The sequence below is a fragment of the Pseudodesulfovibrio thermohalotolerans genome (assembly GCF_021353295.2).
In the GTDB taxonomy this organism is placed as follows: domain Bacteria; phylum Desulfobacterota; class Desulfovibrionia; order Desulfovibrionales; family Desulfovibrionaceae; genus Pseudodesulfovibrio; species Pseudodesulfovibrio thermohalotolerans.
In genome coordinates this window covers 3,352,973-3,372,500 of the sequence record NZ_CP120635.1, presented here as the reverse complement: position 1 = coordinate 3,372,500, position 19,528 = coordinate 3,352,973, and the positions used below count along the sequence as shown (strand labels likewise).

The window sequence follows — 19,528 nt, the reverse complement described above, 5'->3', positions numbered from 1 at the left end:
CAAGAAAATCTTCTAAGTTTAGCGTATGCATACCGTACCGCAAACCAACACAGGTAGGTGGGTCGAGCAGACCAAGGCGCTTGAGAGAACTCTGGTTAAGGAACTCGGCAAAATGACCCCGTAAGTTCGCGATAAGGGGTGCTCGATTCCGTGACCATTTAGCTATGTGAGCGGATTTGAGACGCAGGAATCGGGGGGGGCGACTGTTTACTAAAAACATAGGTCTCTGCTAAGTCGTAAGACGATGTATAGGGACTGACGCCTGCCCGGTGCTGGAAGGTTAAGAGGTGGGGTTAGCGTAAGCGAAGCTCTAAATCGAAGCCCCAGTAAACGGCGGCCGTAACTATAACGGTCCTAAGGTAGCGAAATTCCTTGTCGGGTAAGTTCCGACCTGCACGAATGGCGTAACGATCTCCCCGCTGTCTCAACCAGAGACTCAGTGAAATTGAATTACCGGTGAAAATGCCGGTTACCCGCGGAAGGACGGAAAGACCCTGTGCACCTTTACTGCAGCTTGACATTGGTATTTGATTAATAACGTGTAGGATAGGTGGGAGACTTTGAAGCGTGTACGCCAGTATGCGTGGAGTCGCCCTTGAAATACCACCCTTTATTACTTAGGTATCTAATCCATGACCGTGATCCGGTGTGGAGACAGTGTCTGGTGGGTAGTTTGACTGGGGCGGTCGCCTCCCAAATAGTAACGGAGGCTTGCAAAGGTTCCCTCAGGCTGATTGGAAACCAGCCGTTGAGTGCAAAGGCATAAGGGAGCTTGACTGTGAGAGAGACATCTCGAGCAGGAACGAAAGTTGGTCTTAGTGATCCGGTGGTTCCGAATGGAAGGGCCATCGCTCATAGGATAAAAGGTACGCCGGGGATAACAGGCTGATCGCGTCCAAGAGTTCACATCGACGACGCGGTTTGGCACCTCGATGTCGGCTCATCACATCCTGGGGCTGAAGCAGGTCCCAAGGGTACGGCTGTTCGCCGTTTAAAGTGGTACGCGAGCTGGGTTTAAAACGTCGTGAGACAGTTTGGTCCCTATCCTCCGTGGGCGTAGGAGAATTGAAAAGGGTCTGCCCCTAGTACGAGAGGACCGGGGTGGACGAACCTATGGTGTTCCTGTTGTCGCGCCAGCGGCATTGCAGGGTAGCTAAGTTCGGAAAGGATAACCGCTGAAAGCATCTAAGCGGGAAGCCCGCCTTAAGATAAGTTCTCCCTGGACGCAAGTCCCTAAAGATCCCTTGAAGACTACAAGGTAGATAGGCCGGAGGTGTAAGCAACGCGAGTTGTTCAGCTGACCGGTACTAATAGATCGTGCGGCTTATTTAACAAAATTAGGAATTCTCTCTTCCCCTATTGACTATATATTTGAACACCAAGTTCGCCAAATTTTCTTGGTGGCCAAGGAGGAGGGGGTACACCCGGTCCCATTCCGAACCCGGAAGTTAAGCCCTCCATCGCCGATGATACTGCATGGTAGCGTGTGGGAAAGTAGGTCGCCGCCAAGGAATATTTCAGCCCCCGGTCTTTTTGACCGGGGGCTTTTTTATTGCCCACCCCCCGGCCTCCACAACCCTGCGGGCGCACCTGGCACCCTCATGGCTCTCTCCCTCTTTTGCCCATTCAAAGCCGCTCGCCCCGGCCAACCCAATGTGGCATTCCTTGATGGCCGCCAGTGGGTGCATAGGCTGCTTTGGGCCGTGAGTCCGGTTATCCTCATAGAGGGAGCCCAAGACAGCTTCCTTTCGATCTAGTGCGCCGTGCATCAAGTTGCCGAGCAACCTATGATTCACAATTGTCCCTTGGTTCATACTCAAGCGTAAGTCGGCTACGGCGTACGTGTGTATTGCTACGGCTGACTGGGATTGTAGTGCGAAGGGAGAAGAGCGACTGTTAGAGAGGAGGGTGTGAACAAAGTCTAAAGATTGGTAGACCGACTTTGTGAAAGCCGAAGTAACTTTGTCTTTCGATCAGCCTTCAAGAAGAGGCAGAGTCGCTGAGTCCGCCGAGTGGGTGGGAATTTGCGGGGATTCGGATATTGCGATTGGTGAGATTCGGTGGAATTGGTGGGGGTGTTTTATGTTCTTTGGGCAGATTGGAAAAGGAATGAAGGCCATTCATTTTTTTAATCTGATAGTCTTGTGCAGCTAGCCAACGAAAAACATAGGGCTGATTTGTTGGAAGATTTGTATTGCTGTCTGTTTTAAACAAAAAAAATCGTTGTAAAATCCATTTTGATTCCCTTTTTGTTTTGCAAACGCAAAGTCTGTGTTTTTGAGAGTGTCGAATTACTTATCACTCACTGTAAAATAAGTTTACAGTATTAGGTTTTTATATGCCGGACGTAGGTACTTGATCGGCCATGTTTATAGATGGTTATAGTAAATGGAGTATTTTTTGCAAATAAGGGGCACATAAACTCTAGTTCCACGCTGGTACGAATCAAAATTAAAAGAGGATGAGACTTATGACGGCCCTCCGGATGAAACTCACGACTTTGGCATTTCTGTTGGCGGTGAGCATCTTTTGTGTCTCCCAACCTGCTCAGGCTTTGACCATGGGCAACCTCGACAATTGGGCGAATAGGGCAATTGGCGGCTTGGGCGAATCGAACACGGCCACCTATGGCCAGACCTTCACCCTTGGCGAAGAAAGTTCCCTGGACTCCTTTTCCTTCTATGTCCAGAACTACAATATCACTGCGGACGTTGTCGATTTCAAGGCGTATATCGCCGATTGGAACGGCAGCAATATCGACAATATCTTTTGGTCGAGCGATGCCTATTCCACTGATAATGTCAGCACTTCTGAATTCGACCTGTTCACCATTGACATCAATGGCTTGAATTTGGACGCCGGTAATTACGTTCTTTTCCTGAGCACGTCCGAACTGTTCGACGGCCTTTCCGCCCAAGCGGTCTTGGGCATTGTCGATGACAGTTTCAATCAATTACCGGGCGGTTTATTTTATATGAATAACGGTGATGACTTTGACTCCCTGTTCTCCGATAATTGGGCTCCGTATTACAATTATTACGATCTCGCTTATGAGCTCAACTACTCGCAGGGGCCGACCCCCACTCCCGAACCCTCCACCTTTATTCTTCTTGGTCTCAGCCTGCTTGGCGTGATCGGATTGGGTAGAAAGAAGCTCATGAACTAGGTAGACAGCGAGAACACGAAAGCATCAACAAAGCTTGCCGCGGGATACTCTGCGGCAAGCTTTTTTTGTATGCATGGCCGATCCCCCGGCGAAGTCGAGACGTTGGCGGCAAAGTCCTCTATTTTAATTTGAAGCAATTCGCGTTTCGGTTTACCCACTGGAAGGACTTGTATTCAGCGTTTTTGGAACAGTTCCGAACGGCCTCTGATTGCGCCTGGCCTCAAAAAGGAGACCCGCTATGTTTACCCGAGCAATAACCCGTCGTCCCGGCCCTGAAATGGTCGGTGGCATCACCACCGCCAATCTGGGGAAGCCCGATTTCGAGCTGGCCCTCCGGCAGCACGCCGTCTACTGCCGCACCTTGGCCGATCTCGGCCTGGACGTGACCGTGCTCGACGCCGCTCCGGGGTTTCCGGACGCCTGTTTTGTGGAGGACACCGCCGTGGTCTGCGAGCATGTGGCCGTGCTTACTCCGCTTGGCGCGCCGTCGCGGCAGGGCGAGCAATTGACCATCGAGCCCGAATTGGCCAAGCATAAGCCGGTGGTCAGAATCACCCCGCCCGCACTGATCGAAGGCGGCGACGTGCTTCAGGTTGGCAAGATCTTTTACGTGGGATTGTCCGAGCGCACCAATCGGGCGGGCGCGCAAGCCCTGGCCGATACGGTGGCCCCGTATGGCTACGAAACCATAATCATAGCCTGTTGTCCTTCCCTGCATTTCAAGACCGACGTCAACTTCATCGGCAACAATACCATTCTGGTTTCGCCCTGTTGTGATTCCCTGCCCGAACTCTCCCGTTTTCAGCGGGTGATCGTGGAGGACGACGAGGCCTATGCGCGGAATTGCCTGTACATTAACGGCACCGTCATCGTGCCCGAGGGCTTTCCCAAAACGCTGGCCAAAGTGCGCGCCACGGGCGTCGACACCGTGGTTATCGATGTCTCCGAGTTCCGCAAGCTTGATGGAGGGCTGACCTGCCTGTCGTTGAGGTTCTAGACGACGCCTTTGCAAAACGCGCTCACGCCTGCAACGAGAAGCCCCGGTTCCCATGAACCGGGGCTTTCCATTTTCGCCTCCGCGAAACGGCGGCAAAAGCGGAAGTATGCGGCGGGGGAAAGTGCACACGCTTTCCCCCGGCCGCTGTAGACGCTATTGAAACAGGCCCTTGATGAAGCCGCCGGGCTTGTCGGCGGGCTTGGCGTCGGTTTCGCCCGAGGGCTTGGAGCCGCCGAGGATGTTTTCCTTGATCGTCTTTTCGATGCCCTTGGCTCCTTCCTTGAAGGTGCCCTGGAACAGGGCTTCGCCCATAGCCTTGAGGTCCAGGGAGATGGACGGATTGTTCAGACTGCCCTTGACGTTGATGGGCAGCGGCAGCCCCTTGAGGTCCTCGATGGATTTCCCGTCCTGGCCTTCCAGGGTCCCGACCACGGTGACGGTGGCGGTGTAGTCCGTGGAGTTCTTGGGCAGGTCGGCCCATCCCTGGCCGGTGACGCGCAGGAGCGGGGACTTCATGAGCAGATCCTTGTTGACGATGTGCCCGTTGGTCAGGGTGGCGGAACCGAGGAGCTCGGCGAAATCCGTCTTGGCCGGTTCATCGCCGGACACGGGGCGGCCCTTGAGCCGTTCCCAGCCGTCGCGGAGCATCTTGGCGACGTTGATGCCGCTGATGGCTCCGTCGGTGAAGGCGAAGGACGCCGTGCCGCTGACGGATTTTTTGATGTTGTCCGGAGTTAATCCGGCTCCCGTAAGGTCATATTGGGCGTTGGTCGTGCCGGAGAGCCGATCATTGCCGGTCAGGTCCTTGAGAAGCGGCCCGGCCTGGACGTTCTTGAGCCGTCCCGATTCGGTCCAGGCGGCCACGGGCTTGGAGGCGTCCAGGGTGCCTCGTGCGGAGTAGGAGCCGCCATAAAGGTTAAGGTTCATCGGGTCGGCCGTGACCAGGCCGTTTTGGGCCGTGATCTCCGCCAGGATGTCGGTGATGGTCAGGTTCATGACCTTGAGCTTGCCTACGGTCAGTTTGCCCTTGAGGTCCAGGTCCTTGAGCGCGCTCAAGTCGGGTTCCTGTGCAGGGGCTTCCGGTGACGAGGCGGAATCGGCTGCGGGCTGGGCATCGTTGCCTTCGGACTTGGGCGGCAGGTAGCGGTCCACATCGATGCCGTCGACGTTGACGTTGAAGGCGATGGCGGGCTTCTGGAAGTTTTTGACGGAGCCCTGGCCGGTAACGAGGGTCTGGTCGAATTTGAGGGACAGGGATTCCAGGGAGGCCTGGGTGTCGGTGCCGTTTACCTTGATGGTTGCGGCCAGCGGCTTGAGCACGTCGGGATCGGCCGTGTCGGGCGGGGTCATGCCCAGCCCGGCCAGGAGTTCGCGGATCGAGGAGGTGGTCATCTTGATCTCCGAGGAGAAGGAGGTGGCGTCGTCCTTGGTCTTGGCGAAAAAGAGGCCGGTCAGTTCGAGGTTGAGCAGGGAGAGCTCCATGTCGTCCACCTCGAAGGAGCCCGCTTCCTGATCGAATTTGGCAAAGCCGGTCAGCACCGGCCGGGTGTCGATTTTGGGGCTGTCGAGTTTGAGGCGGAACTTGAGTTCAAAGGGAAAACGGGTCTTGTCGCCGATCTGCCCCACGAAGAGATCCAGGTCGTTGATGGCGGTTTTCTTGCCCGCCTGCATGTCGTCATAGATGATATTGGCGTTAGTGATTTCAACGCCTTCCACGGACAGGCTTGCGGAGGACTCGGACTTGGCCGTCTCCTCCTTTGGGGTGGCTTTCTCGGCGGGCTTTTCCGCGTCCGCGCCAGCCCCGGCCAGGTCGTCCCAGTTGGTCACGCCTTGCTTGTTCTTGGCCAGGTTGAGGGTCAGGCCGTCCAGGACCACGTTGCCGACGGCCACGTTGCCGGAGAGCAGCGGCAGGAGGCGGATGGATGCCTCGGCGCGGTTGATGCGCACCATTTCGTCCGGCGCGAAGCCGGGAGCGTTGCCGAGCGCGGTGGGGCCTATTTCAAGCCCGAGCCAGGGGAAGAAGTTGAAGCCGATATCGCCTTCAAACGTCAGTTCGCGGCCGGTCCGCTCCTTGACGGTTTTCGCAATCTCGTCCTTGAGTTTGGTGGTGTCCACCGCGAGTACCACGTAGATGCATAGGGCGATGAACAGGGCCGCCAGCGCGGCGATGATGATGAGTACGATCTTGAGGAATTTATTCATTGGAAGCTCCTAGAAAAACTGTTGGAGAAGTTTGCTGGTCGTTTCGATGTCGCCGGAGCGCACGCCCTTTTCGGTCTGGCCAAGGTACAGGAACATGGAGTCCAGGGTCTTGTCGGTCAGATAGGTCACCGGGTCGAAGGCTCCGCCGGTCATGGAGGAGAGGCGTTGCGCGGCGCTCATGGCCGACCCCGCCCCGGTCTGCTCCAGGGCGGACTGGATCAGAGGGGCCGCGTTTTCCGTCAGTTCAGGCCGCGCGCTTTCTTCAAAATAGGCGGTAACGGCGTCATTTTTGCCCGAAAGAAGGCTCGTCGGGTTGGCGAATTCCATGGTGTCGATAGTTGCCTGAAACAGCTCTCCGATGGCCGGGACGGCCGATTCGGCGGCCGAGTTCAAGTAGGTGAGCAAATCGGGAGCCACGGTTTCGGCAAGCTTTCGGTAATCATCCGGAATGGCCAGGGCCGTGGCGGCCTGCTTGGAGAATCCGCCGTCCTGGGACAGCGATTCGACTGCCGAGTCGGTGCCCATGGAGAGCAGCTCGCGGAAGGCGTCATCGATTCCGGTGGGGACCGAGGGCAATCCCATGGTCTTGCTTCCGGCATCGCCCGCGCCCTTGAGCGCGTCGCCCCATCCGGCGTGGGCGGCTTCGGCGGCCCAAAGGCAGGCCGGAATAAGCAGCAGGGCGCAAAGCAGGGGAATACGTTGTATGGCAGGCATTATCAGCTCCTCCGTTCGAAGGGGAAAGGTGTTGCCGCATCCTACCATGGGGCGGGCGGCCTGCCTAGGGGGGAGCGCGTTTTTTGGCGGTGTCTTCCGTTCAGCCTGCGTGTGGGGCTGTGCGGAGGGCGGCGACGAGTTTGCGCCGCCGCCCGAAAGGCCGGTCTTAGCCCTGCATTGCCAGCCCTTTCAGCAGGCCGAAGCAGCCCGCAAGCATCATGTCCCCGCCCGGGGAGGGGAAGTCCACATCGTATCCCTCCAGCATGGCCCGACGCGGGCCGAGCACGAAGGTGGGCGCAAAGCCTCCGGCCTCGGTCGGCAGGTCCATGCAGAGGCAGCCGTGGCCGTTTTCGTCGAAGACCTGTTCGAAGGAGAGGCAGCCGCAGCGGAACCGCTCCAGGTCGGCCCAGAGCTTGGCCCCGTCCACGCATCCGGTGTGTTGCTCGTACACGCCATGAATTCGGCCGTCGAAGAGCAGGAAGGCGATGAGGTGGGAGTTGCCGATATTGACCAGGGTGATGCCGCGTTCGAAGCTCAAACGTTCGATCCGGTCCTCGTACAGCGCGCCGAGCACGGCGGCCGCGCCGGTGTCGGCCACGGGACCGCTGCCGATGTCGCGCTGAAGGTCCGCAAGGCGGGTGAGCATGGCGGGCGGGGTTTGGTAGACCAGGGCCTCGGGTCGGCCTTCGCCGTCGTGAAGCAGGGAGCGCCACAGCTTGAACCGGCCCATGCGGTTGGACTCTCCCGGATGGAAGCCGTGGTCCTGGGCGCAGGCCGCGATGCGGTCGGGCCAGGGAAGCTCTGCGGCGTCCAGGAAACGGCGCCACCACGCCTCGTCGAAGTCGGTGAGACGGACCGGCGTGAAGCCGTCCGGACACTGATCGGCAAGCTTTATGTTCATGCCGGTCACGCGGGACAGGTCGTCGGCCATGGTGTAGGCGGCGTTCTCGGTCGCGGCCACTTCGAGCCCGGCCTTGAGGTGGGCGTTGATGAAGCGGGTCACGCCGCCGCCCATGTTGCTGCCGTGCAGCCAGACGGGCTTTTCTTTCAGCCGCAACGCTTCGAGGCGGCGGCCGATCTGGAGTGCGGGGGAGGGGATGACGAACTTGGGACAGTTTTCAATCTCCCTGTCCGGGGAGTGGAGCAGCACGTCCTGGGTGCCGCTGCCGATGTCGAGGCAGAGTGTGGTGGTCACGAAATATGCTCCTTTGAATGTCCGGCCTTGGTACACCGCAGCGTGAACCAAGGCAAGGGGGCGGCGGCCTCCCGGCGGGTTGACACCTGCGTGGCCTGACGTCATGGTGCGGAATGCCCGTCAAGGTCTTCCTCTACGTTCTCCTGGGCCTGGCCCTGTTCACCCTGCTGCGCTACGGGATTTTTCTGCTGTCCAACGCCCTGGCCGGTCGGCTGGGGTTCATTCGAAAGGAGGCCGGCGGACTCGGTCCTGCCGTCGCGCGCGGCGTGGTCACGGCCATGGCCGCCGATGTGGTGGCCCTGCCGAGCACCCTTTTGCTGGCCCTGCCTGAGCGGCGTCCCTCGGGGAACGGGATTCCCGTGGTGCTGGTCCACGGGTTGTACCACAATCGCACGGCCTGGCTGGTTTTCGCCCACAGGCTCCGCCGGGCCGGATTCGAGAATGTCCATACCTACGGCTACAACAGCTTTACCAAGGATTTCGGTTACGCATTGGCCGGGCTCAAGGCAAAGCTCGGCCGCATTTTGGGGGATGACCCTGAGTCTCGGGTCATGCTCATAGGCCACAGCCTGGGGGGGCTGCTTTGCCGTTGCGCGGCGGGCGATCCCCGATTTCGCGACAGGGTGACCGCGCTGGTCGCCCTGGGCTCTCCTCATGGCGGCAGCGAGCTGGCCTGGCTGGGCGGAAACCGCATGGCCCGCGGGCTCATACCCGGACGGGCCATATCCGAGGCCGTGGCCGACGCCCCGGACCCCGGTTGCCCCAAGCTGGCCCTCTACACCCTGGCCGACGACTATGTGATTCCGTTGGATCTGCTGCGCACGGGCAGGCCGGACTGGGACGAACGCGTTTGCGCGCCCATGGGGCACGTCTGGATGCTCTACTCCCGTGGGGTCGCCGCCTCGGTCATCGAGTTCCTGCGTCTGGCCCGGGACAAGGCTCGGCTGAAAAAAAGGGCCTCCTGAGAGGCCCCTTCGCGTTCTAACGGGTTACTTCGAGAATCTTCGCCTTGAGTTCTTCCGCCTTGAAGGGCTTGGAGATGAAGGCGGTCACGCCGGTCTTGGAGGCCAACCCCTGCTGGGAGGCTTCGGATTCGGTGGTGACCATGATGATGGGCACGTTTTCCATGCCCGGCGTTGAACGGATTTTCCCCACCAACTCCATGCCGTCCATGACGGGCATGTTCATGTCCGTGATGATGACCTCGAACCTCTCGCCCTGTTCGATGTATTCGTAGGCCTCTTCGCCGTTGACGGCCAAGGACGGCTCGAATCCGAGGTCCGTGAGGATGGCTCGGTGCATGGCGCACATGAAGCGCGAGTCGTCGGCGGCCAGAGCCTTGCTTGTTCCTTTGTCCAGGACGGGCAGGCGGTTCAGGTCCTGTTCGGCATGCGGTCCGCCCATCCCGGTCAGTACTTTCCGGAACTCCTCGACAATTTCGGGGTCGCGCGATTCGGCCAGGGCGTCCACAAGGAGAACTCCCACTTCCCGGTTCCCGTGCAGGTGTTCGAAAATGGTCGTGGCTCTGGAGGCTATAACCGCCTTGGCCAGTCTGGACGCCTGGTCGTCCCTTTTGGCGATGCGTTCGGTCAGGGCGGCGATCATGCCCGGATTGACGTGTTTTTCCAGTCCGCCGATCACGGCCATGAGGATCAGTTCGTCGGTTTCGGACAGCCCATCCACCAGGCAGATGATGCCCTTCATGGAGCCGATGCGGCCCAGGGCCTCGTACACGGCGTAACGGACGTTGGGATCGTCGGCCTGCCCCTTGTCGAAGGCGGCCACCAGCCCGTCCGCGCCCGCGCGGTCGCGCAGGAAGCCGATGACGTTGGCGGCCAGTATCTTGGAATCCGTGTTCTCGGTCTCGAAGGCATCGAGGAGCATGGGGATGGCGAAGGGGCCCACGTTGATGAGCGCGTCGGTGATGATGCGGCGCACCGTGGGGTTCTTGTGATGCAGGGTCCGGACAAGGAAGGAGATGGTGTTTTCGCTTTCGTTGCGGGCCAGGGCGTCCACGGCCTTCCAGGTGGTGATGTCGCAGACCTCGAAGCGGTCGTCCGCTTCGCTCTCGGTGAGGAGCCTCTTGAACTCCTCAATGGATTCGGGATCGCCGAGTTTGCCGAGCGCCTCGATGCAGGAGGATTGGATGAAAGGGTCTTCGTGGGTCAGGAACCGCCTGAAGACGGGGATGGCGGACTTGTCGCCGATGCGGGCCAGAGAGGTCAGAATCTCCATGAGGCGGTCCAGGTCCTCTTCGGCCAGGGCCAGGTTGATGAGCGGCCCGGTCGTCCCTTTCAGGCAGTATTCTCCGGCCACGCGAATGCACAGTATGCTGTATCCCTCATGCGGATCGCCAAGACCTTCGACGACCTTGGCCTCGTTGCCCGACAGCACCGCGTTCAGGGCGTTGACCACCATGTAGTCGATGGAGGTGTCGCCCACCGGCTCCTTGAGCAGAGCAGCCAGGCCGGGCAGGGCCTCGGGATCCTTGCTTCCGGAAATCTCATTCAGGATCGTGATCTGATCCAGGAATTCCTTTTCTCTGAAGTTTTCTAGTGGTGACATGGCGTCTCCGCGTGTTGAGGGGAAACATTCGGTTTATTCGAAGCAGAATTCGATCGTGAAGCTCCCGTCCTTGGTCTTGAAGGGAATGGCCATGACAGGGGCCTTGGCCATGTGCGAGATGGTGTGGTTGTCCCCCATGACCACGGTGGGCGTGGAGCCCTGAAAGACCAGCCCCTTTTCGGCCAGGCCCGCGCGCGCCTGGCCCGAGATCATGTTGGTCAGTTCGCCCACGGCGTCCTTGACGTCCCGCATGATGTCGTCGATCTCGTCGCCGAGCATGTTTTTGACGATGGCCACGGCGCATCCCTTGGAAAAGGAGAGAGATACGCTGCCGTTTTTCTCGCCGGTGATGCCGACCATTCCAGACACGTCGCCGGCCGCGACGTTGTTGCGTTTGACGTAGGGTTTGCCGACCTCGGGCTTGATGAAGGCCATGGTGGACAAGACATCAATGGCGGCTTTGATGAAGGGCTTGGCCAATTCGACGTCCATGCTCTTTCTCCTTGAAATTTGGTCTTTATTATCTGTCTGCAAGCGCACCCCAATCGTTCGCAATGATTGGAGAAGACCTGTAAGTGTCCATGGGTGGCCAGCATCAAGGCATAGCCCCGCATTGCAACTACCTACCCGAGGAAGAGATAACGGGTCAAGGTGTGTATAATATTAATACTACCGCATGGTTTGTCCTTCCGCATCCGCCTTCCGGACGCCTCCGAGCCCTGCGTCGACGGCCGTGATACCGCCTCCGGCCTTGACAGGGGTTGCGCACATTCATATTTATGTTTGAAATATAACAGGAAGCGTGAGCCATGAGCACATACAAAGTTCATCCCATCGTCATGGGAACCAAGGTCTTCGACAAGGGTATGATGACCTATCAGCATGGATACGGCACCCCGTACACCATTCCCATTTATACCTGGTACATCGAAGGCGGGGACAAGAATATCCTGGTCGATACCGGCGAGATGCAGCCCATCGTCTCCGAGGAGCGCGAAAAGGCCATCGGCGGCAAGATATATACATTTGAAGAAGGGCTGGCCAAGTACGGTCTCAAGCCCGAAGACATCGACATCATCATTCACACCCACCTGCACAACGATCACTGCGAGAACGACTACAAGTGTCCCAACGCGACTATCTATGTGCATGAAAAGGAGATGGAGTCCGTCTACAATCCGCATCCGCTCGATTTCCGTTACCTGGAGGACTACGTGGACGACGCCAAGGAGAACGGCCAGATCGTGACCCTTTCGGAGGACACCGAGGTCCTGCCCGGCATCACCATGATCCATACTCCGGCCCATACGCCCGGCGGCATGTCGGTGAAGATCGAGACGGAGAAGGGATCGGTGCTCATCTGCGGTTTCTGCACCATCCTCGAAAATATTGACCCGCCCAAGGACGTCAAGGCCATGGAGATGGAGGTCATTCCCCCGGGCACCAACACCGGCCCCTACGATGCTTACGACATCCTGCTCAAGGCCCGCGATATGGCCGACTACGTCCTGCCGCTTCACGAGCCCAAATGGGCGTCCATGGAGACAATCCCCGAATAGGCTTGCGGGGGCTTCCCGAGCGGAAGCCCCCGTTTTTCTTGCCATGAACCCGGCGACGGGCGTACCTTTCCGGTCATGTCTCCCGTCATCCTCGCCATTTTGCCCATTTTCGGGCTCATTCTCCTCGGCTTTGTCCTGTACCGTCTCGATTTCCCGGGCGTGGGGTTCTGGCCCGTTTCCGAGCGGCTGACCTATTACGTGCTCTTTCCGGCCATGCTCGTCAGCGGCCTTTCGGGAAGGCACTTCGACGCCTCCTCGCTGAACCTGGCTCTGACCGTGGCATCGGCGGTCTGTCTGGTGGGCGCGTTCCTGGTCTTTTCTCGGACCATGTTCCGTTTGGACGGCCCGGTCTTTACCTCGATCTTTCAGGGAGCCATCCGGCCCAATACCTATGTGGGCATGTCGGCGGCGGCAGTGCTGCTCGGTCCGGACTGGATGACCCTGTCCGCCGTGGCCATGCTGACCCTCATTCCCCTCGTCAACGTGCTCTGCGTTCTGGTCCTGTCGCGCCACGGCAAGCAGGGCAGCGGACTCGGAAGGGTGGGGATCGAGCTGGCCAAGAATCCGCTCATTCTGGCCTGTGTCGTGGGCATGACCATCAGCTTTCTCGACCTTCCCCTGCCTGGCGTGGTCGCGAGCCTGCTCGCCATCCTGGGCAAGGCGGCCCTGCCGCTCGGCCTTCTGGCCGTGGGCGCCGGGCTGCGTTTCGAAGGGCTGGGGTCGTCCACTCTGCCCGTGGTTCTGGCCTCCCTGGCCCATCTCGTGGCTCTGCCCCTGGCGGCCTACGGCTGCGCCCGCCTTTTCGGTGTGGAGGGGCTGGCCCTGACCACGGCGCTTATCTACACGGCCATCCCGGTGTCTGTGTCCGCTTTCATTCTCGCCCGGCAAATGGGCGGCGACCATCAGGTGATGGCGCTCATTATCACGGTCCAGACCGTGCTCTCTGCCGTGACCATGCCCCTCATTCTCGGCGTGCTCGGGTAGGGGCGTCGAAAGAAATGCGCGGATGCGCCGCAATCGGGTGCAGCGTAGGGCGAAACCCCTTGATTTAGAGGGATAATTGAGTGAGTATGCCGCTGATTCCTGTTCTAGGCACCATAAGGAGTGAGTAATGGCTAAAGATTTCAGAGAGTATCTCGTCGAGGCGTCCCGTAGCGATCAGTTCGGCCGTGTGTTCAAGGAACTGGCCATCGGCTTCAAGGTATTCGTCTCGTTTCAGGCCAGCGAGGTGCACAGCTGTACCCCGGAGGAGACCCTGGACGACATCTACCAGTACACCCACTGGGAAGTGGCCATGCGCTCCACGACCCCTCCCATCGACACCCCGAAGATCGGCCCGTGGATGTCCTTCCGCGACAAGGAATGGGCCGAGCCTTTTGATCGGCCCGAGTTCCAGCGGGCCATGGTCGGCGAGTTCATTCCCACCGAGCATTGCCAGCAGATCCTTGAGGACTGCATAGCCTACGCCATTGAAAAGGGGCATATCGAGTCCGAGGTGGAAATCCGCACGGTCGAGCCTGATGAAGAGGTCAAGAAGACCATGGGCTGTGGTGGTTGCGGTTCCAAGAAAAAACCGGCCAAAGGCGCGAAGCTGCCCGAGGCGGGAGCCGCGAAATAGTCCGCGCGGCGGATTCCCTTTCGTCCAGTGAAAAGCCCGTCTGGTTCCAGGCGGGCTTTTTTTGTTGGCGCGGTCCGATGTTGGGGGCGATGCGCCCCATGGGCGTTACCTGGGAGGATCAGCCGAGGAAGTAGGTCAAAACAACGACATAGACCAGGGCGGGGAGCAGGTTGGCCAATCGGATTTCGGTCAGCTCCAGCAGGTTGATGCCGATGCCGACGATGAGCAGTCCGCCGCAGCCGGTGATCTGGGCGATCATCAGGTCCGAGAAATACTGTTGGAAGAACGAGGCGCCGAGGGTAATGGAGCCTTGGTAGAGGAGGACGGGGATGAAGGAGAAGATGACCCCGGTTCCGTAGGTGGCGGCAAAGGCTATGGCCGCGAAGCCGTCGAGAATGGACTTGGTGTAGAGGATGGTGGCGTCGCCCCGGATGCCTTCCTCAAGGGAGCCGACAATAGCCATGGCCCCGATGCAGAAGAGCAGAGAGGTGGTCACCAGCCCGTCCGTGAATGTGGCGTTCTTGGACCGGACCAGCTTCTTGAAGCTGTTGCCCAGCCGCTCGAACAGCGTGTCCAGCCGTAGACACTCGCCGGTGATGCCGCCCAGCAGGACGGCGAAGATGACGATGAGGATATTTTGCACCTTCAGCGCCATCTGAATGCCGATGAGCAGTACGCACAGCCCCAGCCCCTGGAACACGATGGACCGGATGCGCTCCGGAAAGCGCGACTGCAGGAGGCAGCCGAGCAGGGAGCCGCCGATGATGGCGCAGGCGTTGACGATGGAACCGATGGGCAGCATGACTTGTCCTCACTTCGACACGAATATGAACCGCATTCGGGGAGCTACCACCAAGTCGTCCGCGTGACAAGAAATATGCGCCGCCGAGTATGAAATACCCCGTACACACCCGCCCCGGCCACATTCCGCCCGACAAGATCATTGACAGAAGGCTCCCCCCTGCCCTATGGATAACCCTTCTCACGCCAGGGTGGCGGAATTGGTAGACGCAGCGGACTCAAAATCCGCCGGTAGCGATACTGTGAGGGTTCGAGTCCCTCCCCTGGTACCAGAATAAAATTAGGGCCTTGGAGCATTTTTAAAAATGTTTCGGGGGCCTTTTCTTATGCGGCCCCATGTCAAGGACTCCCTATTTACTCGATTTCCCTATTTCTTAGGCCAGACTCCACCCTCACCATAACGGCTATTAGTTTGTATTCCTTTTCTTATTCGTGCTCTACGGCACCAAGTACCTATTCGGTACGTAAATCAGTTTAAGATCGCCATTTCTATTTTCGTGGTCTACGCCACCAAAGCCCCGCCGCGATCTTTGTTTACGACTGCGTTACAGGTAAGCTGAGCTTCCACAAAAGCGCGGCCAATTTACGAGCAAGCGCAGCTATTGCTTTTTGTGCCACACCATGTCGGCTATAAATTCGGTTGTAGAACTCCCTGGCCCACTCATCTCGCTGCTTCCACACCCAAGCTGCTTCAATCAGTAAACTTCGTAATCGCTTTTGACCGACCGGGCGAAGTGTTGCCTTACCCTTGCTGCCTCCACTTTGCCGCATCACTGGCGCAAGGCCCAGGTAAGCTGTCACCTCTTCGCTGCGATTGAAACGTTCCGGGCGGTAAACCTCTGCCGCAAAAGTCGTGGCCACGACTTCGCCAACGCCGGGAACGGACCTCATGGCGGCAATACGTCTTGCCTCGTCTTGTTCCCGGATGCTTATTCGCAAACGCTGATCCACTTTGCGTTGTGCACAAGCGAAGTACTCCAGTTCATCGAGCAAGCTTTCAAGAGTCTCTTTTGCCCCCGAAGGAAGTTCCACCTGATGAAGTGTGAGTATGGCAGCCTTGCTCCAATGGTCCAGATCGGCAGGCTCCTGCGCTCCAAGATAAAGAAGAAGTGAACGAATCCGTTGTTTAGCTCGACGAAGAGAGTCGGTGAGCTGATGCCTTCGACGCTCAAGAGCACGGAAGGCTTCAGCTTCAACGGAAGGAATGGCGATTGGTCTGATCAGGCCGGAGGCTGCCAGCTCTGCCAGTTTGCGGCAGTCCAGGCTGTCGGTCTTGTTGGTAGCGGTAATGGGGCGCGGGATTCGGCTTGGCGCAGCAACGACAACCGTAACACCTTCTGCTTCGAGGCTCCTGGCCAACTCAAAGCCAGTCGGTCCAGATTCATAGCAAACCGCGCCAACCTCAACAGGTAATGACATGACAAGCCGGGTGAGTGCTGTTGCATCAGCCGGACAAGTCCAGTCCTTCACGGCACCATCAGGTCTGAGCAAAGCCACGCTGAAACTCAGCTTATGGACGTCCACTCCTATCCATACCTTCTCGCCGGAAAACGCTTCAACAAACCGATGAACAGATGATACTTTGAGCTTTGCCATGTCGGCCTCCCTTGGTTTTGGGGTTCACTGGTACTGTTACCAGCAAAACTTGGGAGTGCCGACATGGTATTTCTTTTGGTTGAAATCTGCTTTTGCTACAAAATTGCCACAAAATTTGGGAAAGAGGCTTGAATGAGGCGATCTGTTAAGACATCGGCAGGAAGGGGTTTTCTTCGATGCAATTTTCAGTGATTCGGAGACGCTTAATTTGTTTGTTGTCTTTGGGGGAGTCTTCAACAAGAACCCCTTCGCAATGGTTTACGATATGGCTTTTTAAGTTTTTAAGAGCTTCTTTGTCTGTTTTCCCTTCGATATGGAGAGGTGGTCCCGGTTGTTCGGACAGTTTGGCGGCAGGATTAAGGTGGAGCCTGGTACTTACTATGCCGCCTGACGGGCTCCCCATCCCTGGGGGGCTAGCCCCCCAGGGATGGGGGTGTCCTGATATATCTCCATTGGCCGCTTTCCGTCAAAGACTGAATGCGGACGTTGCCAGTTATAGAACCTGAACCATCTCGCCAATTCCATTCGGGCCTGGCTTCCTGTCTCCAATTCCTGCAAATACACGCATTCGTATTTCATGCTGCGCCACAAGCGCTCGATCATGACGTTATCCATCCAGCGGCCTTTGCCGTCCATGGAGATGCGTATGCCTGTCTTCTTGAGCGACCTTGTAAAGTCGTAACTGGTAAACTGGCTGCCCTGATCCGTGTTGAAGATCTCAGGCACGCCATAACGATTGATTGCGTCCTCCAAGGCTGAAACGCAAAAGTCGGCTTCCATCGTGTTCGACAAGCGCCACGACAAGACAGCACGACTATGCCAATCCATAATCACCACGAGGTACAAGAAGCCTCGTTTCATTGGGATGTACGTGATGTCGGCACACCAGACCTGATTTGGTCGGTCGATTCGCAGTCCTCGCAGCAGATAAGGGTACACCCGATGCTCTGGATGCGGAACTGTCGTCCTTAGCTTTTGGTAGATCGCTGACAACCCCATCTTACACATCAAGCGTCGTACTCTGCGACGACCAACGGCATAGCCAAGATGGATTAAATGGTATCGTATCTGGCGACTGCCGAAGAATGGCGTTTCCAGGAACTGCTCATCAATCAGGCGCATCAACCGCAGATTGAACTAGCTCTCGCCCTTGGGCCTGTAATAGTACGTCGAGCGAAGCATGCTCAGCATGCGGCATTGGCGCGATATACTCAGTGACGGATGATGCTTGTCGACCATCTGCCGCCTCCGCTCATGCGTCACTTCCGAGCGAAGGCTTTTTGTAAAAAATCAGTCTCGATTGTGAGCTGACCGATCTTTGCGTGCAGCTCCTTGAGATCGTTTTCTTCTTGGGCCTTACGGCTTTGAACTTTGTCGGAAAAGCCAGCAACGATCAGTTCCTTGGCTTGCTTCTTCCAAGTCGAGACTTGATTGGGGTGAACCTTGTACTTGCTGGCCAGCTCCGAAAGCGTCATTTCGCCCGATAATGCATCAAGCGCAACCTTGGCCTTGAACTCTGCTGAAAAGCGTCTTCTCTTGGACATTGTCTGAAGTCCTCCTCGTCGTCGGACTCCACCTTAATGACCTGTCCAAAAAACCGCTACCACCTCTAGGGCAATAGAAAACCCCGCCGAAGCGGGGTGCTGATGATTAGCGCTCTGCGTCTACCCACAGGGGAAAGGGGCGCTTCTTTGCGCGGATGATCTTACCAGTTTTCGGACATCTGCGGGTCCAGCGAAAGATCAACACTTTGCCAGTAGAGTTCGAGTTCTGCATTGAACTTCTCCCTACGAGGCGTATTTCTTGACTCTGAGTGGTTCAGTGGGTAGAGAGATGGTGTGAGTTCATCTCTGCCCTGCCAAGGGTGCCCGATCCGGCCTCAGCGGTTTGGATTTCGGGATAATCTCCTCTATGCGCCAACATAGGGGAGATTCTTTATTTACCAAAACAACTTGCGAATCTGCTTTTGCCCAACCAATCCAGAAAGGACGCGATAGTTGTTTCTTTCTTTTCGGACTCTTCCTGCTACGATTGCTTCGTGAATTTCCAGTTGTTCTGCAAGCTCCAGAACTCCAACTTTGCTGCCACGTTGCTTTGCTTTGCTGTTAGTCCAGAGTTCAGCAGGGATTAGGGCGTTGGAGGCAATTGTATTGGCTTCGTCCTCAGTGTCTTTTGCTGAAGATCCATCTTTGAAGTCGATAATTGAAGATTGCTCAGGCGTTAAGTGTTTGATGATATGAGCTAGTTCATGCATTAGGGTAAACCAGAAATAGTCAATTCGATCTAATCTGAGGGTCAATCCAACGACAGGTGTCCCGTCTTCTAATAGAAGAGCTATACCATCAAGGTAAGTCCCCTTTATTGCAGGCTCAGTTAAAAGGATTATCCCATATCTGGCGAGATATTCGACGGCTAGTTTGGGTCCATCTGTGTATATGCTTAAGTGGGCGAGCTTTTCCATGTGTGCTTCGGTGAAAGAGCCATGTCTGTATTTTGTGCTAAGCTCAACTTCACGAGCGCGAGCTCGAACAATTAGTTCCCAGGCAAGAGTTGCGTAACAGTCTGCTGTTTTGCCATTCCAAGAGCCCTGTCTAAGACAGGCATTTGCAAGTTGGGGAGAGCCCGCAGCATGGATGAGGCCTCTCATAGCCTCCTCGGCACGTTCTTTTATATGCTTCGCTTCAACAACCCCTCTTTTAACTAATTCTCGAAGCGGAAATTGCTCCCAATTCAAGTCAGTGTATGTTTTTGGAAATTCTGCTTTTGGACTTTGAAGAAGTGTTTCGGCGGGGATGCCTAGCCCGCTATTCAGCTTTCTCATCATCTCAAGGGTAAGGGGACGCTTTTCGTTCAGCACCTCAGAGACCTTGCTCTTGCTCCCAATGTAAGAGACTAAATCTTTTTGCTTGAGACCGAGTTGGTCCATGCGGAACTTGATTGCAGCAACAGGGGAGGGGAAGTCGATCGGGAATTCCTTCTCTTCGTATTGGTCGACAAGGTGTGCAAGCAGTTCGAGTTCATCCATTGCTTCCTGGGAAGAACTGTCTGCAAGGAGCGTCTCAATACGCTTAAGGGCCAACTCGTGATCCTGCTTAGTTTTGATCAGCTTCATCAT

14 protein-coding genes, 1 tRNA gene, 2 rRNA genes and 1 pseudogene (1 of these 18 only partly in view) are annotated in these 19,528 nt (G+C 57.1%); 9 read left to right on the top strand and 9 right to left on the bottom strand.

The features are described from left to right. The 4 genes from LF599_RS15830 to LF599_RS15815 form a co-directional block, all read left to right on the top strand. Positions 1 to 1,332 (top strand): 23S ribosomal RNA (locus LF599_RS15830) (it extends 1,606 nt beyond the left edge of the window). A 64-nt stretch (positions 1,333 to 1,396) separates the two neighbouring features. After that, positions 1,397 to 1,511: ribosomal RNA gene (rrf, locus tag LF599_RS15825) — 5S ribosomal RNA — on the top strand. Positions 1,512 to 2,470: 959 nt separating this feature from the next. Beyond that, positions 2,471 to 3,166, top strand: coding sequence for a PEP-CTERM sorting domain-containing protein (locus tag LF599_RS15820; RefSeq protein ID WP_279521462.1), 696 nt, complete (start codon positions 2,471 to 2,473; stop codon positions 3,164 to 3,166). 238 nt (positions 3,167 to 3,404) lie between these two features. Continuing rightward, positions 3,405 to 4,163 carry a dimethylarginine dimethylaminohydrolase family protein gene (locus LF599_RS15815; protein WP_269943003.1) on the top strand — a complete coding sequence of 253 codons (759 nt, stop codon included), beginning with the start codon at positions 3,405 to 3,407 and terminating at the stop codon, positions 4,161 to 4,163. Positions 4,164 to 4,316: 153 nt separating this feature from the next. Here the strand turns inward: LF599_RS15815 and LF599_RS15810 are convergent, their stop codons facing one another. From LF599_RS15810 to LF599_RS15800, 3 genes are all read right to left on the bottom strand, one after another. Then, a complete protein-coding gene (locus LF599_RS15810) occupies positions 4,317 to 6,365 on the bottom strand; it encodes an AsmA family protein (protein ID WP_279521461.1) in 2,049 nt (682 codons plus the stop codon). 9 nt (positions 6,366 to 6,374) lie between these two features. Then, positions 6,375 to 7,079 (bottom strand): DUF4197 domain-containing protein, encoded by a 705-nt coding sequence (locus tag LF599_RS15805; protein WP_269943001.1) that lies wholly within the window; start codon positions 7,077 to 7,079, stop codon positions 6,375 to 6,377. A 166-nt stretch (positions 7,080 to 7,245) separates the two neighbouring features. Then, positions 7,246 to 8,274: a DUF1786 domain-containing protein gene (locus tag LF599_RS15800; RefSeq protein ID WP_279521460.1), complete on the bottom strand. Its 1,029-nt coding sequence runs from the start codon at positions 8,272 to 8,274 to the stop codon at positions 7,246 to 7,248. 113 nt (positions 8,275 to 8,387) lie between these two features. Here LF599_RS15800 and LF599_RS15795 point away from each other — a divergent pair, with 113 nt between their 5' ends. After that, entirely contained in the window at positions 8,388 to 9,239 is an 852-nt protein-coding gene (locus LF599_RS15795) for an esterase/lipase family protein (protein WP_279521459.1), read from the top strand. A 16-nt stretch (positions 9,240 to 9,255) separates the two neighbouring features. On the opposite strand, the gene LF599_RS15790 is transcribed toward LF599_RS15795, so the two are convergent. Together LF599_RS15790 and LF599_RS15785 are read right to left on the bottom strand one after the other, a co-directional pair. Then, positions 9,256 to 10,839 carry a HEAT repeat domain-containing protein gene (locus tag LF599_RS15790; RefSeq protein WP_269942997.1) on the bottom strand — a complete coding sequence of 528 codons (1,584 nt, stop codon included), beginning with the start codon at positions 10,837 to 10,839 and terminating at the stop codon, positions 9,256 to 9,258. A gap of 33 nt (positions 10,840 to 10,872) precedes the next feature. After that, entirely contained in the window at positions 10,873 to 11,331 is a 459-nt protein-coding gene (locus LF599_RS15785) for a chemotaxis protein CheX (RefSeq protein ID WP_279521458.1), read from the bottom strand. 317 nt (positions 11,332 to 11,648) lie between these two features. On the opposite strand from LF599_RS15785, the gene LF599_RS15780 reads away from it, so the two are divergent. The 3 genes from LF599_RS15780 (at position 11,649) to LF599_RS15770 (ending at position 14,016) form a co-directional block, all read left to right on the top strand. Next, positions 11,649 to 12,398, top strand: coding sequence for an N-acyl homoserine lactonase family protein (locus tag LF599_RS15780; protein ID WP_279521457.1), 750 nt, complete (start codon positions 11,649 to 11,651; stop codon positions 12,396 to 12,398). A gap of 75 nt (positions 12,399 to 12,473) precedes the next feature. After that, the gene (locus tag LF599_RS15775; RefSeq protein ID WP_279521456.1) at positions 12,474 to 13,382 is read left to right on the top strand and encodes an AEC family transporter; all 909 of its coding nucleotides are present in this window, start codon (positions 12,474 to 12,476) and stop codon (positions 13,380 to 13,382) included. A 127-nt stretch (positions 13,383 to 13,509) separates the two neighbouring features. After that, entirely contained in the window at positions 13,510 to 14,016 is a 507-nt protein-coding gene (locus LF599_RS15770; RefSeq protein ID WP_279521455.1) for a hypothetical protein, read from the top strand. 118 nt (positions 14,017 to 14,134) lie between these two features. Here the strand turns inward: LF599_RS15770 and LF599_RS15765 are convergent, their stop codons facing one another. Beyond that, the gene (locus tag LF599_RS15765) at positions 14,135 to 14,818 is read right to left on the bottom strand and encodes a DUF554 domain-containing protein (protein WP_269942995.1); all 684 of its coding nucleotides are present in this window, start codon (positions 14,816 to 14,818) and stop codon (positions 14,135 to 14,137) included. Between the two features lie 184 nt (positions 14,819 to 15,002). On the opposite strand from LF599_RS15765, the gene LF599_RS15760 reads away from it, so the two are divergent. Continuing rightward, positions 15,003 to 15,089: transfer RNA gene (locus LF599_RS15760), tRNA-Leu, on the top strand. Positions 15,090 to 15,351: 262 nt separating this feature from the next. On the opposite strand, the gene LF599_RS15755 is transcribed toward LF599_RS15760, so the two are convergent. From LF599_RS15755 to LF599_RS15745, 3 genes and pseudogenes are all read right to left on the bottom strand, one after another. Next, positions 15,352 to 16,413, bottom strand: coding sequence for an IS110 family RNA-guided transposase (locus LF599_RS15755; RefSeq protein WP_269942321.1), 1,062 nt, complete (start codon positions 16,411 to 16,413; stop codon positions 15,352 to 15,354). A gap of 378 nt (positions 16,414 to 16,791) precedes the next feature. Then, positions 16,792 to 17,957, bottom strand: a pseudogene (locus tag LF599_RS15750) (IS3 family transposase). A gap of 395 nt (positions 17,958 to 18,352) precedes the next feature. Further along, entirely contained in the window at positions 18,353 to 19,528 is a 1,176-nt protein-coding gene (locus tag LF599_RS15745; RefSeq protein WP_279521454.1) for an ImmA/IrrE family metallo-endopeptidase, read from the bottom strand.

Bases quoted from the DNA above. Each gene is read 5' to 3' on its own strand.
- LF599_RS15820 (WP_279521462.1), top strand. From the start codon at position 2,471: ATGACGGCCCTCCGGATGAAACTCACGACTTTGGCATTTCTGTTGGCG.
- LF599_RS15815 (WP_269943003.1), top strand. From the start codon at position 3,405: ATGTTTACCCGAGCAATAACCCGTCGTCCCGGCCCTGAAATGGTCGGT.
- LF599_RS15810 (WP_279521461.1), bottom strand. From the start codon at position 6,365: ATGAATAAATTCCTCAAGATCGTACTCATCATCATCGCCGCGCTGGCG.
- LF599_RS15805 (WP_269943001.1), bottom strand. From the start codon at position 7,079: ATGCCTGCCATACAACGTATTCCCCTGCTTTGCGCCCTGCTGCTTATT.
- LF599_RS15795 (WP_279521459.1), top strand. From the start codon at position 8,388: ATGCCCGTCAAGGTCTTCCTCTACGTTCTCCTGGGCCTGGCCCTGTTC.
- LF599_RS15790 (WP_269942997.1), bottom strand. From the start codon at position 10,839: ATGTCACCACTAGAAAACTTCAGAGAAAAGGAATTCCTGGATCAGATC.
- LF599_RS15785 (WP_279521458.1), bottom strand. From the start codon at position 11,331: ATGGACGTCGAATTGGCCAAGCCCTTCATCAAAGCCGCCATTGATGTC.
- LF599_RS15780 (WP_279521457.1), top strand. From the start codon at position 11,649: ATGAGCACATACAAAGTTCATCCCATCGTCATGGGAACCAAGGTCTTC.
- LF599_RS15775 (WP_279521456.1), top strand. From the start codon at position 12,474: ATGTCTCCCGTCATCCTCGCCATTTTGCCCATTTTCGGGCTCATTCTC.
- LF599_RS15770 (WP_279521455.1), top strand. From the start codon at position 13,510: ATGGCTAAAGATTTCAGAGAGTATCTCGTCGAGGCGTCCCGTAGCGAT.
- LF599_RS15765 (WP_269942995.1), bottom strand. From the start codon at position 14,818: ATGCTGCCCATCGGTTCCATCGTCAACGCCTGCGCCATCATCGGCGGC.
- LF599_RS15755 (WP_269942321.1), bottom strand. From the start codon at position 16,413: ATGGCAAAGCTCAAAGTATCATCTGTTCATCGGTTTGTTGAAGCGTTT.
- LF599_RS15745 (WP_279521454.1), bottom strand. From the start codon at position 19,528: ATGATGAAGCTGATCAAAACTAAGCAGGATCACGAGTTGGCCCTTAAG.